We start from the raw sequence: 15,532 nt of genomic DNA on the forward strand, positions 1-15,532 counted from the left end.
CGCAGGGTGCCGGTGCCGGGCACGGTGCGGGCGCCGGCACGAGACCGGGACAGCACACGCCGCGGCCGGGTGCCGGCCCGCAGGCCGGTCAGGGCCACGAGCCGGGGTACGGATCGGGGTACGGGTCCGGCCAGGCGGCCGGGCACGGCCGGCCCGGCGGACAGCGTCCGGTGGTCGGCGGGCGGGCCGTCCCCCCGGGCAGACCTGCCCGGCGGGCTCCCGGGCAGCCGCCGCACGGCGCAGTGCAGCACCCCGACGGTCAGGACACGCTGCGGGACCGCCACCGCACGCCGGTACGTCCGCACACGCCCGTCCCGGGTCGGCCGCGCGAGCGCCAGCACACCCCCGTACCCGGTCGGCCCTCGGCGGACTCCCGGCGGCGGCTGCTGCGGCAGCGGCTGGTGGTCTTCGTCACGGTGACCCTGGGCGTCGCACTGGCCATCGCGACCGCGCAGGGCTGTGAGAACCGCAGCAACCAGGGGCGCGGCCCGGCCGACCGCCCCTCCCCCACGGCCTCCGCGCCCGCCCTCTCGCTGGACGGCGCCACCGCCGCCGGCTCCGGTGCCCCGACCGCTGCGGCCGCGGCCGGCGGGGCGTCCGGGTTCGGCCCGGCCGCCGGGCCGCTGCCGGCCGTGGACTGGGCCAACCGCCCGTACACCGATCCGGCGGGCGGGCCGGAGATCCGGCTGCACGACGGACGGGCGGGCGGTGACGGCGCGCAGATCGCGCTCAGCACGGTGCTGCCGGCCCGGTACCGCGAGGCGCCCGCCGCCCTGGTGGTGCTGCGGCGGACCGAGGGATCCGTCCCGGTCGACCTGGTCGAGCTGTTCGCGTTCAACGGCGGCACGCCGGTGCTGGTCGCCGCCCGGGCATCGGCCGCGGACCCGCAGGCCGCGGCCGCCTGGCGGCTCGAGAACGGCGCGCTGCTGCGCGAGGAGAAGGTCTCGCTGACCGGCGCGACCTCGTCCACCCGGTACACCGCGCGGGCCGACGGCGGTCTGGAAGAGGCCTGGCCGGGCGCCGGGGTGTCCGGCGGCAGCCGCTGACGGGCCGCCCCGGACGGGCCCCGGTCAGCGCGGGCGGGTCGCGTAGAAGGCGACGGCCGAGGCGGCCGCCACGTTGAGCGAGTCCACGCCGGCGTCCATCGGGATGCGGACGTGCTCGTCGGCGGCGGCGAGCGTCCGGCGGGCGAGCCCGTCGCCCTCGGTGCCGAAGACGAGGGCGAGCCGCTCGGCGTCGCGGGCGGCCAGCTCGTCCAGGGTGATCGCCTTCTCGCTGAGACAGAGCGCCGCGACCGTGAAGCCGGCCGAACGCAGGGTCCCGATGTCCGCCGGCCAGGACTCCAGCCGCGTCCACGGCACCTGGAACACCGCCCCCATCGAGACCTTCACCGACCGGCGGTAGTACGGGTCGGCGCAGCGCGGGGTGAGCAGGACGGTGTCCACGCCGAGGGCGGCGGCGTTGCGGAAGGCCGCGCCGATGTTGGCGTGGTCCACGATGTCCTCGAAGACGGCGACGCGGCGGGCCGGGCCGAGGAGGTCCGTGAGGGCGGGCAGCGGGCGGCGCTCCATGGCGGCGAGGGCGCCGCGGTGCACGTGGTAGCCGGTCACCTGCTCGGCGAGGGCGGGCTCGACGACGTGGACGGGCGCCTCGGCCGCCGCGATGACGTCGGCCATCACCTCCAGCCACTTGGGGGTGAGGAGCATCGACCGCATGCGGTAGCCGGCGTCGACCGCCCGGCGGATCACCTTCTCGCCCTCGGCGATGAAGAGGCCCTCGGCGGGCTCGCGGCGGCGGCGGAGTTCGACGTCGGTCAGGCCGGTGTAGTCGACGAGGCAGGGGTCGGCGGGGTCGGTGACGGTACGGGGTTCGGACACGGGGTCGATCCTGCCGGGTAGGGGTGGGCCGGGCCAAACCGGCGGGGTGACTGCGCGCGGGACGACCGGGGCCCGGCCTGTGCCGGCGCGATGCGCCTCCCCGCATTGCCCGGCTCTCCGCGCGCCTGGGTGGGGTGGTCGCCTCAGGGGCGCAGGTGGGTGTTGAGGCGGGCGGCCTGGCGGGTCAGGTGGTCGCGTTCGGCGAGGGTGGGCGCCCGGTGGGCCGCTTCGGCGTAGAGGCGGGCCGCGGTCGGCAGGTCGCCGTCGCGTTCGTGGAGGTAGGCGGCCACGGCGGTGTGGCGGGGCAGCGAGCCGTCCAGGGCGGCGAGTGCCGCCAGTCCGGCGCGCGGGCCGTCGGCCTCGCCGACGGCGACCGCACGGTTGAGCCGTACCACCGGACTGTCGGTCAGGCGGACGAGTTCGTCGTACCACTCGACGATCTGCACCCAGTCGGTCTCCTCCGTGGTGGGGGCGTCGGCGTGCAGAGCCGCGATGGCGGCCTGGGCCTGGAACTCGCCCAGCCGGTCGCGGGCGAGGGCCGTCTGCAGGATCCCGATACCCTCGGCGACGGAACGGGTGTCCCACCGGCGGCGGTCCTGTTCGGCGAGCGGGACGAGGCTGCCGTCGGGTGCGGTGCGGGCGGCGCGGCGGGCGTGGTGGAGCAGCATGAGGGCGAGCAGGCCCGCCACCTCGGGGTGGTCGATCGCGGCCGCGAGCTGCCGGGTGAGCCGGATCGCCTCGGCGGCCAGGTCGACGTCGCCGGAGTAGCCCTCGTTGAAGACCAGGTAGAGGGTGCGGAGCACGGTGGCGACGTCGCCGGGCCGGTCGAGCCTGACGCCGGAGACGGTGCGTTTGGCCCGGCTGATCCGCTGCGCCATGGTGGCCTCGGGCACCAGGTAGGCACGGGCGATCTGGCGGGTGGTCAGTCCGCCGACGGCGCGCAGGGTGAGCGCGACCGCGGACGCGGGTGTCAGCGAGGGGTGTGCGCACAGGAAGTAGAGCCGGAGCGTGTCGTCCGCCGCGGGGGCGGGCCCGGGCGCGGGCTCCTCGTCGACGAGGTCCTCACGGCGGCGGCGGGCGGTGTCCGCCCGGGTCGCGTCGAGGAACTTGCGCCAGGCGGCGGTGACCAGCCAGCCCTTCGGGTCCCGCGGGGGGTCGGCGGCCCAGACGCGGACGGCCTCGACCAGGGCGTCCTGGACGGCGTCCTCGGCCGCCGCGAAGTCGGCTCCGCGGCGGACGAGGACGCCGAGCACGCTCGGCGTGAGGCTCCTGAGCAGGGCCTCGTCCATCGAGGAGGTCACTCGGTGACGGTCGGCGGGGCGGCCAGGAACGGGCGCAGCTCCAGCCACTCGTGGATCGGCCTGCCGCCGGCGCCCGGGGCGGCGGACAGCTCGCCGGCGAGTTCGACGGCGCGTTCGTAGCTGTCGACGTCGATCACCATCCAGCCGGCGATCAGGTCCTTGGTCTCGGCGAACGGGCCGTCGGTGACGGGGGGCCGGCCCTCGCCGTCGTACCGGACGAAGGTGCCCTCGGGGGCGAGCGCCTGGCCGTCGACGAACTCGCCGGTCTTCTCCAGCCGGGCCGCGAAGTCGTGCATGTACTGCATGTGGGCCGAGATCTCCTCCGGCGTCCACCGGTCCATCGGCACGTTGTTCACCGGGGCCGGGGCGCCGCGGTAGTGCTTGAGCAGCAGGTACTTGGCCATGGTGGCCCTCCTCGGTGCTGGTGCGACCCATTGTGGTCGCGTTCACCTCGGGGACGGAGCCGGTTGCGGATTCTCGACATCGGCGGACGGGACTTCTCGGCGCCGGTGGAGGAGGCCCCTCGGCCCCGACCCGGGCGGGTCGGGGCCGCTCTCGGGCGTTCGGCCGTCAGTGGGCGAGGACGTTGACGACGTCGCCGATGACGATGACCGCCGGGGGCTTGATCTGCTCCGCGGCGACGGTGGCGCCGACCGTGGCGAGGGTGGCGTCGACGCGGCGCTGGCCGGCGGTGGTGCCCTCCTGGACGACAGCGACGGGGGTGTCGGCGGGGCGGCCGCACTCGACGAGCTTGGCGGCGATCGCGCCGATCTTGTCGACCGCCATCAGCAGCACCAGGGTGCCGGTCATCCGGGCGGCCGCGTCCCAGTTGGTGAGCGAGCGCTCGTCCGGGCCGACGTGGCCGGAGATCACGGTGAACTCGTGGGTCATGCCGCGGTGGGTGACCGGGATCCCGGCCGCGGCCGGGACGCTGATCGAGCTGGAGATGCCGGGGACGACGGTGACCGGCAGGCCGGCCTCGACGCAGGCGAGCAGTTCCTCGCCGCCGCGGCCGAAGACGTACGGGTCGCCGCCCTTGAGGCGGACCACGAACTTGCCGGCCTTGGCGTGGTCGATCAGGGTCCGGTTGATCGCCTCCTGGGCCATGTAGCGGCCGTACGGGATCTTGGAGGCGTCGATGACCTCGACGTGCGGCGGGAGTTCGGCGAGCAGCTCGCGCGGGGCGAGGCGGTCGGCGACCACCACGTCGGCGTCGGCGAGCAGGCGCCGTCCACGGACGGTGATGAGGTCCGGGTCGCCGGGGCCGCCGCCGACCAGGGCGACGCCGGGGGTGCGCTCCCGGTACTGGCGGGCGGTGAGCGAGCCGTCCCGCAGGCCGTCGACGATGGCGTTGCGCAGTCCTGCCGAGTGCCGAGGGTCCCCGGTGAGGACGGCCACGGTGGCGCCGCCGTCGCGGCCGCTGGCCGGGGTCCAGGCGGTGGCGGCGGAGGCGTCGTCGCTGCGGGCGCAGAAGACGCGCAGCCGCTCGGCCTCGGCGGACACCGCGGTGTTGACCTCGGGGTCGTCGGTGGCGACCAGGGCGTACCAGGTGTCGGCGAGGTCGCCGTCGGTGTAGCGGCGCTCGTGCCAGGTGATCTCGCCCGCGTCGGCCATGGCGTGCACGGCCGGCGTGGTGGACGGGGATATCAGGTGGATGTCGGCGCCGGAGGCGATGAGGGCGGGCAGCCGGCGCTGGGCGACCTGGCCGCCGCCGACCACGACCACGCGCCGGCCGGTGAGGAGCAGGCCGACCGGGTACGGGGTGAGTCCCTCGGTGCTGGGGTGGGGTGCGGGCGCGTTCATGGGCGGGGCTCCTGGGTGGCGGAGGTACGGGGACGGCGCGAACCCCGCCCGCACCGGCGCGCCCTCGGGCCGGTGCGGGCGGGGCCGGAAGGCTCAGGCCTTCTCGGTGACCCCGGCGGAGTCGAAGGTGGCTACATCGTGCATCGCCCGGGCGGCGCTCTGCACCAGCGGAAGGGCCAGCAGGGCGCCGGTGCCCTCGCCGAGGCGCAGGTCCAGGTCGATCAGCGGGCGCAGGCCGAGCTTGGCGAGCGCGGCCTGGTGGCCGGGCTCGGCCGAGCGGTGGCCGGCGATGCAGGCGGCGAGCGCCTCCGGGGCGATCGCCTTGGCCGCCAGCGCCGCGGAACCGGCGATCACACCGTCCAGGATGACCGGGGTGCGCAGCGAGGCCGCGCCGAGCAGGAAGCCGGCGATGGCCGCGTGCTCCAGGCCGCCGACCGCGGCGAGCACGCCGATCGGGTCGGCCGCGTCCGGCTGGTGCAGGGCGAGCGCGGCGCGGACGACCTCGACCTTGCGGGCGTGGGTGGCGTCGTCGATGCCGGTGCCGCGGCCGGTGACATCGGCCGGGTCGGTGCCGGTGAAGACGGCGATCAGGGCGGCGGAGGCGGTGGTGTTCGCGATGCCCATGTCGCCGGTGATCAGCACCTTGTTGCCGGCCGCGACCAGGTCGCGGGCGGTCTCGATGCCCACCTCGATCGCCTGGACGGCCTCCTCCCGGCTCATCGCCGGGCCCTGGGTCATGTCGTCCGTACCGGCCTTGACCTTGCGCGGCAGCAGGCCGGTGGTGCGGCCCTGCTGGATGGCCTCCGGCAGGTCGGCCTTGACGCCGACGTCGACCACGCAGACCTCGGCGCCGACCTGGGCGGCGAAGGCGTTGACCACCGCACCGCCGGCGAGGAAGTTCGCGACCATCTGGCCGGTGACCTCCTGCGGCCAGGGGGTGACGCCCTGGGCGTGCACACCGTGGTCGCCGGCGAAGATCGCCACGCAGCCGGGCTCCGGGACCGGCGGCGGGCACTTGCGGGCGAGGCCGCTCAGCTGCGCCGCGATGATCTCCAGCACGCCGAGCGAGCCGGCCGGCTTGGTCATCCTCTTCTGGCGGTCCCAGGCGTCGCCGAGGGACTTGGCGTCCAGCGGGCGGATGCCGCGCAGGGTGTCGGCGAGCAGGCTGTGCGGCTCCTCGCCGGGCAGTGCGCGGTTGCCGTACTGCTCCTCGTGGACGACCCAGGAGAGCGGGCGCTTCTTGGCCCAGCCCTGCTGCTGCAGCTCGGGCTCGTCGGGGAAGGCGTCGACGTAGCCGACGCAGAGGTAGGCGACGACCTCCAGGTGCTCGGGCAGGCCGAGCTCGCGCACCATCTCGTCCTCGTCGAAGAAGCTCACCCAGCCGACGCCGAGGCCCTCGGCGCGGGCGGCCAGCCAGAGGTTCTCGACGGCGAGCGCGGCCGAGTACGGGGCCATCTGCGGCTGGGTGTGCCGGCCGAGGGTGTGCCGGCCGCCGCGGGTGCGGTCGGCGGTCACCACGATGTTCACCGGCGTCTCGAGGATCGCCTCGATCTTGATTTCCTTGAACTGCTTCGCCCGGCCCCTGGGCAGCGAGTCGGCGTACGCGTCGCGCTGGCGCTGGGCGAGCTCGTGCATCTTCCGCCGGGTCTTGCGGGAGCGGATGACCACGAAGTCCCAGGGCTGCGAGTAGCCGACGCTGGGCGCGGTGTGGGCCGCCTCCAGGACGCGCAGCAGCACCTCGTGCGGGATCGGGTCGGAGCGGAAGCCGTTGCGGATGTCGCGGCGCTCGCGGATGACCTGGTGGACGGCCTCGCGGGCGGCGTCGTCCAGGCCGGGGGCGGCCGGCGGGCGTTCGGCGGAGTCGGCGGCCCCCACGCCGGCCTCGGCTGCGGCCTGCTCGGCCGGCTGCTCGGACGTCTCGGTGACGGCCTCGACGGCGGCGGGCTCCACGGGAACAGCCACCACGGGCGCCTCCTCGGTCGCGGCGGGCTGTTCGGTGGTCGGCTGCTCCTCGACGGCGGGCTGCTCGGCAGTCTGCTCGACGGCGGGCTGCTCGGCCGCGAGGGCGGTCTCGGCGGCGGCCTCGGCGGCGGCCTCGACGGACTCCAGCGGGGCGGCCTCCGGCGCGACGGTCTCGACGACCGGCCCGACGGCGGCCGGCTGCGGCTGCTCGACGGCGACCGGCTCGGCGACCTGGGCCTCCTCGGCAGCGACGGCCTCCACCGGGACGGCCTCGGCGACGACCACGGGCTGCTCGACGGGCTGCTCGGCCTCGGCGGGCGCGGCCGCCTCCGCCGGGGCGGCCTGCGGCTCCTCCGCGGGAACGGGCTGCTCTGCGGCCGCCGGTGCCTCGGCCACGACGGCCACCGGCTCGCCGGCCTGCTCGGGCGCGTGCTGCTCGGGCGCGTGCTGCTCAGGCGCGTGCTGCTCCGGCGCGGCCGGCTGCCGGACGGCCTCCGGCACCTCGGCGGTCTCCGGCAGCGGGCTGCTCGACGGGGGCGGCCGGCTCGGCCACCGGCTCCACGGCGATCGGCTCCACCCCGATCGGTGCAGCGACGGCCGCGTCGACGACGACGGGCTGCCCGACGGCCGGGGCGGCGGGGGCGGCCTCCACGGGAACGCCCGCCGGCTGCCCGGCGGGCTGCTCCGCGACGACCGGCTCGGCGGCCGGCTCGACCACGACGGCCGCCGGTGCGGGCTGCGGCTGGACGAACTGCTCCGCCGCAGGGGTGGGCGCGGGTGCCGGGACGGTGGCGACCGGCACCCCGTGGGCGGGCGTGCCGCCGGGGACGGGGACGGCGGAGGGTCCGCGGTCGGCCAGCGAACGGACCGGCACCTGACCGGTCATCAGCGACGGGTCCGGAATCGGCGGGCCGGCGTGCAGCGGACGGCGAGCGGCCTGGACGGGCTGTTCGGCCGGAGCGCCGACGAGCGGCGGCACCGCGATCGGCGCGGCCGTCTCCTGGACGGGCGCGGCCTGAACGGGGGCGCCGGGGGCGGCCGGTGCCTCGCCGAGCGGATCGGCGCCGGCGGGCTGCAGGTCGGCGGGGGCCAGGCCGGGCGGGGTGAGCGGCGGCCAGGAGGGCTCGACGGGGACGCCCGGGGGCTGCTCGGCGGGGGCCTCGGTACCCGGCACGGCACTCTCCTCGACGGTGCGCAGCGCCATGGTGTCGACCACCGGCGCGCCCTGGACGGGCTGCGCGGCGGGCACGGCGGCGACCGGCTCCACCGCGACCGGCGCGGGGGCGGCGGTCGGCTCGACGGCGGACGGCTCGACGAGCACGGTCTCGACCGCGCCGTGGAGGGCGTCGCCCCAGGCGCCCTGCGGGCCGGGCATCAGCAGGACGTCCTCGTCCTCGTCCAGCTGGTCCGGCTGGTCGAGGAAGGTGAAGGACGGCCGGTGGCCGCCCTGCCAGGTGTCGGTGCCGAGGGGGACGCTGCCCGCCGCGACGGCCTCGATCGGCGCGGTCAGCGGGTCGACGCCGGCCAGGTGGTCCGGTGCGCCCGCGCCGTGCCCGCTCGGGGGCACGACCGAGCCATCGCTCGGGAGGTGGCCGCCATCGGTCATGTCCAAAGCTCCTTCCAGGCCGCTTTCGCGTCCTCGGCGACGCGATCGCCGACCGCTGCCACCCCTGCCCGCCGCCCGTCCCGGGTGGCGCGCCATCAGAATTAACGACTAGCCGGGGCATCCGGCACGTCCGCGTCGGGCCCCGACGCATTCTCCCGGCCCGGCGGGTGCCGCGTCGAATGCCCGCGAACTTCGCCCCTGGCGATTGCGGCACGTCGCCGGGCACCCTCCGTACCGGATGGGCACGGTGCACCGATCGCCGTGCGCAACCAGGACGCCACCCTATCGGTCGGCGCCGACGGGCTCTCGAATCGGTGTCCGGATGCGACGGGGATCACCCGGCACGGTCCGGTGGTTGTCCGGCATACGGACTGTCAGGGGGCGAGCCCGCCCCAGAGCACGACGGTCTGCTCGCCGGGGCCGAGGGCGAGTCCGGCCGGCCGGCCGGGTCGGTGGGTGAGCGGGGCGGCCTGCAGCAGGGTGCCCTCGACGCGGTAGCCCGCGGCCGCGGCCGCCTCCCGGATCTCCTCGGCCTCGGCCAGGGTGTGCGCCACGGCGACCAGGCGCTCGGGACGGCGCGCGAGCACCGCGCGCACCACCTGTGCGCCGCCGTGCTCCACTGCGACCGCGTCGGGCTCCGGCAGCCCCCCGAGCACCTCGGGCCCGGCGCCGTGCACCACGTCGACCTCGGCCCCGTAGCGGCGGGCGTTGAGGCCGATCCGGGCGCAGGCGGCGCTGTCCTCCTCGACGGCGACCACGGCGGCACCGAAACGGGCGATCTCGACGGCGAGCGCGCCGCTGCCGGCGCCGACCGTCCAGACCAGGTCGCCGGGGACGGGCCCGAGCCGGGCGGCGGCCAGCGCGCGGACGTGCGGGGGCAGCGCCCGCTCGCCGTCGGCAGGCCGGCCCTCGGCGTCGGTGCCGGTGTACGCCTCGGTGGGCAGCGCCCAGCCGCGGTCGGTGCCGGGGAAGCCGACCGGCCGCCCGGCCAGCCAGCCGGCGGCCTCGCCGCTGGTCTGCGGGGAGCCGCCGATCACCAGCACGACGCTGGGGTCGCGCCAGTCGTGGTCGGGCACGCGGTCGGAGGTGAGGACGGTGACGTCCTCCTCGGGGGTGCCGAGCGCCTCGCAGACCACGAAGGTGCGGTGCACGCCGCGGAGCATGAGGGCGAGTTCGCTGGGGCCCGCGTCGGCGGTGGTGAGCACGGCGACCTTGGGATGCGCCCGGCAGACGTTGGCGGCCCGGCGCAGCCGTCCGCCGTGCGCGGAGACGACCTGGGCGTCCTCCCAGGGCATGCCGGCGCGGGCGAAGGCCGCGGCGACCGAGGAGACGGCCGGCAGGACTTCGAGTTCGAGGCCGTACTCGGGCCGGCGGAGGGTGCGGACCACGCCGAAGAAGCCGGGGTCGCCCTCGGCGACCACGACCGCGGTGCCGCGGTGTTCGGCGATCCTCCGGGCGGCGGACTGCACGCTGCCGAGTGCGATGCGTTCCGCACCGGCCGGTACCGGCAGTGCGGCGAGCTGGTACGGAGCCCCCGCGACCAGGGTGGCCCCGGCGAGCGCGGTGGCGGCCGCCTCCGTGAGCGGTGTGCCGTCCCACCCGATGACCGTGATCCGGTCAGCCATCTGCGGCTGTTCTCCCTCGCCCGAAATCCGCCCCTGTGTCGGACGGCGTGGCCGCACGTCCAGGAGCAGAGGCTACCCGGTGGGACGGGCCGGCCGGGCATCGCCGTCCCGGTGGCGGGAGGCCGGCGGCGGGTCGGCCGGTGACGGTCAGTCGTGCAGGACGTAGCGCTGCTCGGCGAGCCCGCCGGACTGCGGCGCGTCGAGGTCCTCGGGGAGCAGGCTCCACAGGATCAGGTCGGTGCGCGTGTCGGGGGCGCCGCGCTGGTCGGGCTCCTCCCCGCGGACTATGCCGGCGCTGCGCAGCACGCCCTCGCTGATCGCGCCGGTCTTCTGGGCGACCTGCTGGGCGGCGATGTTGCCGGCGGCGGTGCGCAGCTCCAGGCGGAGGAAGCCGCGGTCCTCGAAGAGCCACTGGGCGACGCCGAGGACGGCCTCCGGGGCGTAGCCCTCGCCGCGGGCCCAGGCGGCGGTGATGAAGCCGATCTCGGTGGAGCGCAGCCGCCAGTCGGTGCAGCGGAGATCGACCAGGCCGACCAGGCGCTGGGTGAGGTGTTCGGCGACCGCGAAGACGATGCCGCCGCCCTCGGCGCGGCGGCCCGGGGCGAGGACGCGGATCAGGTGCCGGGCGTGCGCCTCGGTGAACGGCGAGGGCAGGGCCGTCCAGGTGTGCACCTGCTCGTCGGAGGCGAGGGCGATGAGGCCCGCGGTGTCGCCGTCGTCGAGCGGGCGCAGCAACAGCCGTTCGGTGCTGATGGCCGTCTCGGGGAAGCTCGCTGCCATGCCGTCTCTCCTCGCCGGGTCGTGGACACACCGTACGCCCCGCCTCTCTTCGGGCGTGCCAGGGTACCTGCATTCCGGCGACGGCCCGTCAGATCGGCCGCCGACGCGGCTGCGGCGGGCGCATACTGCGCGGCCGGGCCCCGGCCGCGGGGTGCGGCGGGGCCCGGTCGAGGCGTCGGTCGTCGGGATCAGAAGGCGGGGATCACCGAGCCGTTGAAGGTGTCCTGGATGTACTTCTTGACCTCGGGGGAGTTCAGCAGCTTGGCGAGCTTCTGGACCCGCGGGTCGTTCTCGTGGCCCTTCTTGACGGCGAGGATGTTGGCGTAGGGGTTGCCCTCGGCCTTCTCCAGGACGATGGCGTCGGTGGCGGGCTTGAGGCCGGAGTCGAGCGCGTAGTTGCCGTTGATGACGGCGGCGTCGAGGTCGCCGAGGGAACGCGGCAGCTGGGCCGCCTCCAGCTCCTTGAACTTGAGGTTCTTGGGGTTGGTGGCGATGTCCTGCACGGTGGCGGTGGTGCCGGCGCCGGACTTGAGGGTGATGACCTTGTTGGCGGCGAGCAGCTGGAGCGCGCGGCCCTCGTTGGTGGCGTCGTTGGGGACGCCGACCTCGGCGCCGTCCTTCAGTTCGGCGACGGACTTGACCTTCTTGGAGTAGAGGCCGAGCGGCTCCAGGTGGACGGCCTCCACGGAGACGACGTCGGTGTCGTTCTTCTTGTTGAAGTCGTCGAGGTACGGAACGTGCTGGAAGTAGTTGGCATCGGCCGAGCCGTCCTGGACCGCGGTGTTGGGGGTCACGTAGTCGGTGACCACCTTGACGTCGAGCTTGAGCCCGGCCTTGTCGGCGAGGTTCTTCTTGACGTAGTCGAGGATCTGGGCGTGCGGGGTGGGGCTGGCGACGACGGTCAGCGTCTTGTTCGGGTCGGCGCTCGCCCCGGAGGACGAGGAGCCGTCGCTGCCGCACGCGGCGAGGGTGAGGGCGACGCCGGCGGTGGCGAGGACGCTGGTGAACTTCAGGACGTTACGCACGAAAAGTGCCTTTCTCCGGTGGTGCGGTGGTCGGCGGGCCGTCGGGGACGGCCGCCTGGGTACGGGCCGGGGTGCCGGCCGCGGGTCGGGGTGCGGGACGGGGGTGCCGGCCGCGGGTCGGGGTGCGGGACGGGGGTGCCGGCCGCGGGTCGGGGTCAGCGGGCGGAGGCGGGTTCCGCCTCCTCCTCGGCGGGGAGGCCGACGGCTTCGGGCCGGAGGCGCCGGGGCGCGGCTCCGCGGTGGCCGAGCCGGCGGACGAGGAAGTCGCCGATCAGCTGGAGGGCGGTGACGATCACGACGAGCTCGGCGATGATCACCCACATGAAACCGGTCTCGAAGCGCAGGTAGCCGTAGCGGACGGCGAGGTCGCCGAGGCCGCCGCCGCCGACCACGCCGGCCATCGCCGAGTAGCCGATCAGGGCGATGACGGTGGTGGTGGCGGAGGCCACCAGGGCGGGCAGCGACTCGGGCAGCAGTGTCTTGCGGACGATGGTTCCGGTGGAGCCGCCCATCGACTGGACGGCCTCGACCAGGCCGCCGTCCACCTCGCGGACGGCCGTCTCGACGAGCCGGGCGAAGAACGGGATGGCGCCGATGGTGAGCGGCACGGTGGCGGCCTGCCAGCCGATGGTGGTGCCGGCGATCGCCTTGGTGAGGCCCTGCAGCGCCACCATGAGGATGATGAACGGCAGCGAGCGGCCGATGTTGACGATCGCTCCGAGCACCCGGTTCACGGAGACGTGCTGCAGCAGGCCGCCCTTGTCGGTGAGCACCAGCAGGACGCCGAGCGGCAGTCCGAGCAGCACGGTGGCGACCGAGGAGACGCCGACCATCTGGAGCGTCTCCCAGGTGGCGGGCCACAGGAGTTCCTGCATCTGGTCCCAGGTCATGCCGCCACCCCCTCGGTGGGTCCGCCCGGGGCGACGAGGTCGACCTGGAGGCCCTGCTCGCGCAGGAAGCCGATCGGGACGACGTTGTCCTGGTGTCCGCCGGGCAGTTCGACCCGCATCCGGCCGACCATCCGGCCGCCGATGGTCTCCACCGCGGCACCGAGGATGTTGATGTCGATCTGGTAGGTGCGGGCGAGCTGCGAGACGAAGGGCTGCGCCGGGGTGTCGCCCTGGAAGGTGATCTCGACGACGGTGTGGCCGCTGTGGCCGGAGGCGAACTCGCCGAGCGGGAACAGGTCGCGGGCGATCCGGGAGTCGCCGTCGGCGAGCAGGTCGGAGAGCGCACCCGATTCGACGATCCGTCCGCCGCGCATCAGGGCGGCCGAGTCGCAGACGGACTTGATGACGTCCATCTCGTGCGTGATCAGCAGGACGGTCAGCCCGAGCTGCTGGTTGAGGTCCCGCAGCAGGGTGAGGATCGAGCGGGTGGTCTCCGGGTCGAGTGCGCTGGTGGCCTCGTCGGAGAGCAGCACCTTGGGGTCGCCGGCGAGGGCGCGGGCGATGCCGACGCGCTGCTTCTGGCCGCCGGAGAGCTGGGCGGGGTAGTTGCGGGCCTTGTCGGCGAGGCCGACCAGGTCGAGCAGTTCGGCGGCCTTGCGGCGGCGGGCGGTGCGGTCGAGGCCGACGATCTCCAGCGGCAGTTCGACGTTCTGCTGGACGGTCCGCGAGGAGAGCAGGTTGAAGTGCTGGAAGACCATGCCGATCCGGCGGCGGGCCTCGCGCAGTTCGCGGCCGGCGCGGTTCTCGCCGCCGGGCAGTGCGGTCAGGTCGACGCCGTCCACCGTGACGGTGCCGGTGGTGGGCCGCTCCAGCATGTTCACGCAGCGGATGAGGGTGGACTTGCCGGCGCCGCTGGTGCCGACGACTCCGTAGACCTCGCCCTGGCGGACGTGCAGGTCGACGCCGTCGAGGGCGGTGACCTCTCGGCCGCGTGAGCGGTAGACCTTGGTGAGGCCCTGGGTGGTGATCACGGCTGCTTTCCGTTGGTCGGGGGCGCGGCCTCGTGGGCCGGCGCACCGGTGCGGTCGGAGGCGTGCGGGGGCACGCCGAGGGAGGGGGTGTCGGTGGGGCCGTACGTCGATCACGGCCGTCGGGCTCGGAGCGTGCCCGTGGGCACGGCCCTGACGGGGCATCGGTGACGTGGTGGCTCAGCAGGCGCCGGACGAACGGCGCGGGTACTCGCTTCGGGGCGCGAGGAGGGGGACGAGGGCCCTCAGTGGTGACACATGCGACAGCACATGCGGCGCGCGCCGCCCGGCGCGGTGCCGGTGGGGGTGCATGTCGTGGTCGCAGTCATGAAAGACAGTTAAGCAGACCTTCGGACACGATCCCAATTAACAGGAGAGTCGGTCCGAAATGCGGACACGACCCTTGTGCCGCAAGCCCGACGGCGCCCATCCCGATGAGGGAGGGCGCCGTCGGGCGGAGCGGGGGGCCTCAGGCGGAGACCGCCAGTGGCGCCGGAACGGTCTTGCTCAGCGTGACCAGGGAGAGCCGGCCGGACACCTCGCGGACGCCGGTCTGCCGGTAGCCGTGGCGGGCGTACAGCCGCAGGTTGCCCAGGCTGCGGTGGCCGGTGAAGAGCTCGAAGGCGTACACGGTGCCGGTGGCCTGCAGGCGCTGCTCGACGGCGTCCAGCAGGCGTCCGCCGAGGCCGTGGCGCTGCATCCGCGGGTGGACCACCAGGCGGCCGATCCGGGCGGTGCCGTCGGCGTCCAGCCGGCCGCGGACGGTGCCCACCACCTCGTCGCCGAGCCGGGCGACGAGGAACTCCTGCTCCCCGAGCTCGGCCCGCAGGCTCTCGAGGGTCTGGGTGAGGGGTTCGATGGTCCAGTCCCCGTAGAGCGCGGCCTCGTCCTGATAGCCGAGGTACTGCAGCTTGAGGATCTGCTCCGCGTCGTCCTGCGTCGCCGGCGAGATGATCACACTCATGCCCATGTGCGGGGTCTCCCCATCGTTAGTGCCCGGTGCGCTGCCGAGGGTGCGCACCGGTGCCCGGCCTGAGGTCCCGGACGGGGATCGGCCCGGCCGGAAAGAGGGTCGAACGGCTCCCGGACGACGGCGTGGCGCTGCGGCCGGTCCGCGCACACGCGGGCCGGACCCGACGCCGGGAGAGACGTTCGCCAGCGCTCTACCCCGGCTTCGCCGGGTCTCAACCTTCCGGCTGCCGGACGTGGCGAGCGTCACGTTCCCGACCGTACGCGGTCACTCCCCCGTCCAGTCCGCGCGGCGCGCCGCCAGCAGCGACCGCAGGCAGGCCAGACAGCGCGACCGGGTCGGCCCGATCGAGCCCCGCGGGATGCCCGTCCGCACGGCCAGCTCGGCGTAGCGGAGCTCCGGCGACTCGGCGAGCGAGAGCAGCAGTTCGGGGCAGCGGCCGGAGAGCCGGCCCAGCGCCCGGCGGACGGCCCGGCGGAGTTCGGCGGCCTGCAGCTCCTCGTGCGGACCCCGGCGGTCCACCGGCGGCCGCGGCACCGGAACCTCCCGGACGGCGGCGCGGCGGGCCGTCAGCGCGGCCCGGACGGCGCGGGCCCGCAGCCAGCCGCGCAGGTCGCGGGGGAGCCCCGGCCCGGCCGCCCGTTCGGCCGCCTGCAGCCAGACCT

12 protein-coding genes and 1 pseudogene are annotated in these 15,532 nt (G+C 75.4%); 1 reads left to right on the forward strand and 12 read right to left on the reverse strand.

The window, feature by feature from the left end; translation table 11 throughout:
* Positions 1-242 precede the first annotated feature (242 nt).
* The gene (locus KSNIM_RS39060) at positions 243-1,046 is read left to right on the forward strand and encodes a hypothetical protein (protein ID WP_317633998.1); all 804 of its coding nucleotides are present in this window, start codon (positions 243-245) and stop codon (positions 1,044-1,046) included.
* Between the two features lie 24 nt (positions 1,047-1,070).
* Here KSNIM_RS39060 and KSNIM_RS07715 read toward each other — a convergent pair whose 3' ends face one another.
* The 12 genes and pseudogenes from KSNIM_RS07715 to KSNIM_RS07770 form a co-directional block, all read right to left on the reverse strand.
* Positions 1,071-1,877 (reverse strand): TrmH family RNA methyltransferase, encoded by an 807-nt coding sequence (locus KSNIM_RS07715; protein WP_263102474.1) that lies wholly within the window; start codon positions 1,875-1,877, stop codon positions 1,071-1,073.
* A 143-nt stretch (positions 1,878-2,020) separates the two neighbouring features.
* Complete coding sequence (locus tag KSNIM_RS07720) at positions 2,021-3,166, reverse strand: RNA polymerase sigma factor (RefSeq protein WP_263107862.1); 1,146 nt, start codon at positions 3,164-3,166, stop codon at positions 2,021-2,023.
* Positions 3,167-3,174: 8 nt separating this feature from the next.
* Complete coding sequence (locus KSNIM_RS07725; protein ID WP_263102475.1) at positions 3,175-3,582, reverse strand: YciI family protein; 408 nt, start codon at positions 3,580-3,582, stop codon at positions 3,175-3,177.
* 166 nt (positions 3,583-3,748) lie between these two features.
* Positions 3,749-4,981, reverse strand: coding sequence for a uroporphyrinogen-III C-methyltransferase (gene cobA / locus KSNIM_RS07730; protein WP_263102476.1), 1,233 nt, complete (start codon positions 4,979-4,981; stop codon positions 3,749-3,751).
* Positions 4,982-5,074: 93 nt separating this feature from the next.
* A pseudogene (gene cobT / locus KSNIM_RS07735) lies at positions 5,075-8,549 on the reverse strand (nicotinate-nucleotide--dimethylbenzimidazole phosphoribosyltransferase).
* A 374-nt stretch (positions 8,550-8,923) separates the two neighbouring features.
* The gene (gene cbiE, locus KSNIM_RS07740) at positions 8,924-10,174 is read right to left on the reverse strand and encodes a precorrin-6y C5,15-methyltransferase (decarboxylating) subunit CbiE (protein ID WP_263102477.1); all 1,251 of its coding nucleotides are present in this window, start codon (positions 10,172-10,174) and stop codon (positions 8,924-8,926) included.
* Between the two features lie 147 nt (positions 10,175-10,321).
* Positions 10,322-10,954, reverse strand: a complete 633-nt coding sequence (locus KSNIM_RS07745; protein WP_263102478.1) for a GNAT family N-acetyltransferase — start codon at positions 10,952-10,954, stop codon at positions 10,322-10,324.
* A 188-nt stretch (positions 10,955-11,142) separates the two neighbouring features.
* Positions 11,143-11,979: a MetQ/NlpA family ABC transporter substrate-binding protein gene (locus tag KSNIM_RS07750; RefSeq protein WP_263102479.1), complete on the reverse strand. Its 837-nt coding sequence runs from the start codon at positions 11,977-11,979 to the stop codon at positions 11,143-11,145.
* A gap of 155 nt (positions 11,980-12,134) precedes the next feature.
* Positions 12,135-12,869: a methionine ABC transporter permease gene (locus KSNIM_RS07755; protein ID WP_263102480.1), complete on the reverse strand. Its 735-nt coding sequence runs from the start codon at positions 12,867-12,869 to the stop codon at positions 12,135-12,137.
* Complete coding sequence (locus KSNIM_RS07760) at positions 12,866-13,900, reverse strand: methionine ABC transporter ATP-binding protein (protein ID WP_263102481.1); 1,035 nt, start codon at positions 13,898-13,900, stop codon at positions 12,866-12,868. Before KSNIM_RS07760 ends, KSNIM_RS07755 begins: the two co-directional genes overlap by 4 nt.
* Positions 13,901-14,366: 466 nt before the next feature.
* A complete protein-coding gene (locus KSNIM_RS07765; RefSeq protein WP_263102482.1) occupies positions 14,367-14,867 on the reverse strand; it encodes a GNAT family N-acetyltransferase in 501 nt (166 codons plus the stop codon).
* Positions 14,868-15,134: 267 nt separating this feature from the next.
* A partial coding sequence (locus KSNIM_RS07770) for an RNA polymerase sigma factor (RefSeq protein ID WP_263102483.1) occupies positions 15,135-15,532 on the reverse strand: 398 nt, incomplete at its 5' end.

The sequence above is a fragment of the Kitasatospora sp. DSM 101779 genome, from assembly GCF_025655475.1.
Classification (GTDB): domain Bacteria; phylum Actinomycetota; class Actinomycetes; order Streptomycetales; family Streptomycetaceae; genus Kitasatospora.